The sequence below is a fragment of the Rhodobacter sp. P2_H5 genome (assembly GCF_056403335.1).
On record NZ_JBFUFS010000044.1, the window covers coordinates 1 to 1,993 of the forward strand.

The following is a 1,993-nucleotide window of genomic DNA, read 5'->3' on the forward strand; positions in this document are numbered from 1 at the left end:
ATCCAGCATTTTGGGACGGAGGTGGTGGCAGAAGTCACCGGTCGGTCGCGCCGCATTATTCGCAAGGGCGAGGGCCCTGCGGCGGGGCTGTCAGTCGAGACCCGCGCGCCTTCGGCCAATCTCGCGGAAACCTCCGCCTTCATGGATGATCAGAAGCGCGTGCTGATCTTCTCCGATGCAGGGGGCACCGGGCGCAGCTATCACGCCGAATTGTCAGCCAAGAACCAGCGGCTCAGGGTTCACTACCTGCTTGAGCCCGGCTGGAAAGCCGATGCCGCCATTCAGGGCCTTGGCCGCACCAACCGCACCAATCAGGCGCAGCCGCCGCTGTTCCGGCCAATCTCGACCGATGTGAAGGCGGAGAAACGCTTTCTCAGCACTATCGCCCGCCGCCTCGATACGCTCGGTGCCATTACGCGCGGGCAACGTCAGACGGGAGGGCAGGGGCTGTTCCGGCCCGAGGACAATCTCGAAAGCCTTTATGCCCGCGACGCGTTGCGCCAACTCTACCTTCTGATCGTGCGCGGCAAGATCGAAGGCTGCTCGCTGCAGCGATTCGAGGCGGCAACCGGTCTGAAGCTGATGGACACGAATGGTATCAAGGATGACCTGCCGCCAATCACCACATTCCTGAATCGGCTCCTTGCCCTGACCATCGAAATGCAGGGCATCCTCTTCACTGCCTTCGAACAGCTACTCGAAGCGCGGATCGACGGGGCCATGGCCTCGGGCACTTACGACCTCGGGTTAGAAACCTTGCGCGCAGAGAGCTTCCGCGTCACCGACCGTCAAGTGATCTATACCCACCCGACCACCGGCGCGGAAACCCGGCTTCTCTCCATCACGGAACGCCGCCGTAACAAGCCGCGCTTGCTGGATGAGGTCCTCGCCGAACTCGACGATCCGCGCGCCGTTCTGATGATCAACACCCGTTCAGGCCGCGCGGCAGTGCAGGTGCCGACCAACAGCTTGATGCTGGATGATGGCGAAATCGAACGGCGGGTGCGGCTGATCCGCCCCACGGAAAGCCAAAACAGCGCCATTCGCCTGATGTGTGGCACGCAATGGGTCGAAACGGACCGGCCCACCTTCGTCGCGGCCTGGAATGCCGAGGTGGCGGAAGTTCCGGAGTTCACCGACAGCACAATGCATGTCGTGTCCGGCCTCCTGCTACCGGTCTGGAAACGCCTGCCCCAGGACGAAACCCGCGTCTACCGGCTGCAGACCGATGACGGCGAGAGGATCATCGGCCGCCGGGTGTCGCCCGCATGGGCCGCCACGGCCACCGGGGCAGGGGTGCCCTGCCTCTCCGCAGAACAGGCCTATGCCGCGCTGATCGAGGGCAAGACGATCCTCGACCTGACAGAGGGCCTGCAACTCCGCCGCTCCCGCGTCATGGGGGTGAACCGGATCGAGTTGACCGGGTTCACCGAAGGGATGCGCGACCGCCTGCGGGCACATGGCCTCTTCAGCGAGATCATCTCGTGGAAGCTGCGCTTCTTCGTTCCGGTCGGGCCTGATGGCGCGGGAGTGCTTGCCAAGCTTTTCAACCTCTGGCCTATCACCCGCATTTCTGAGCGTGAGGTTGCCTGATGTCCCGTATTGATGCCGCAGATTTGGCGCAGCGCCTTGGCCGACAGGCCGAGGCAGTCTGCCGAACCTATCTCTCCAACGGCCGCAGACAGGGCAACTACTGGCAGGTTGGCGATGTCCGCAACACGGCAGGGCGCTCGATGTTCGTGCGCCTCACCGGCCCCGCTTCGGGCAAGGGTGCCGCTGGCAAGTGGCAGGATCCATCAGAGGGCACACACGGTGATCTCCTCGACGTCATCCGCGAGACCCTCGGGCTCAGCGACTTCGCCGATGTGCTCGAGGAGGCCCGCCGCTTCCTCAGCTTGCCGCAACTGGAACCGKTGCCGAACACCCCAACTCCCAAACTCGCCCCTGCACCATCTGGTTCGTCCGAAGCGGCACGGCGGCTCCTCAGCATGTC

At 64.0% G+C, this 1,993-nt stretch carries 1 protein-coding gene and 1 pseudogene; both read left to right on the top strand.

Annotation, left to right across the window (positions count from 1 at the left end):
• Positions 1–1,593: strawberry notch C-terminal domain-containing protein (locus AC1DVR_RS23275; RefSeq protein WP_478003004.1), on the top strand; the 1,593-nt coding region annotated here is incomplete at its 5' end.
• A pseudogene (locus AC1DVR_RS23280) lies at positions 1,593–1,993 on the top strand (DNA primase); the annotation flags it as partial. The gene AC1DVR_RS23275 and the pseudogene AC1DVR_RS23280, both read left to right, overlap by 1 nt.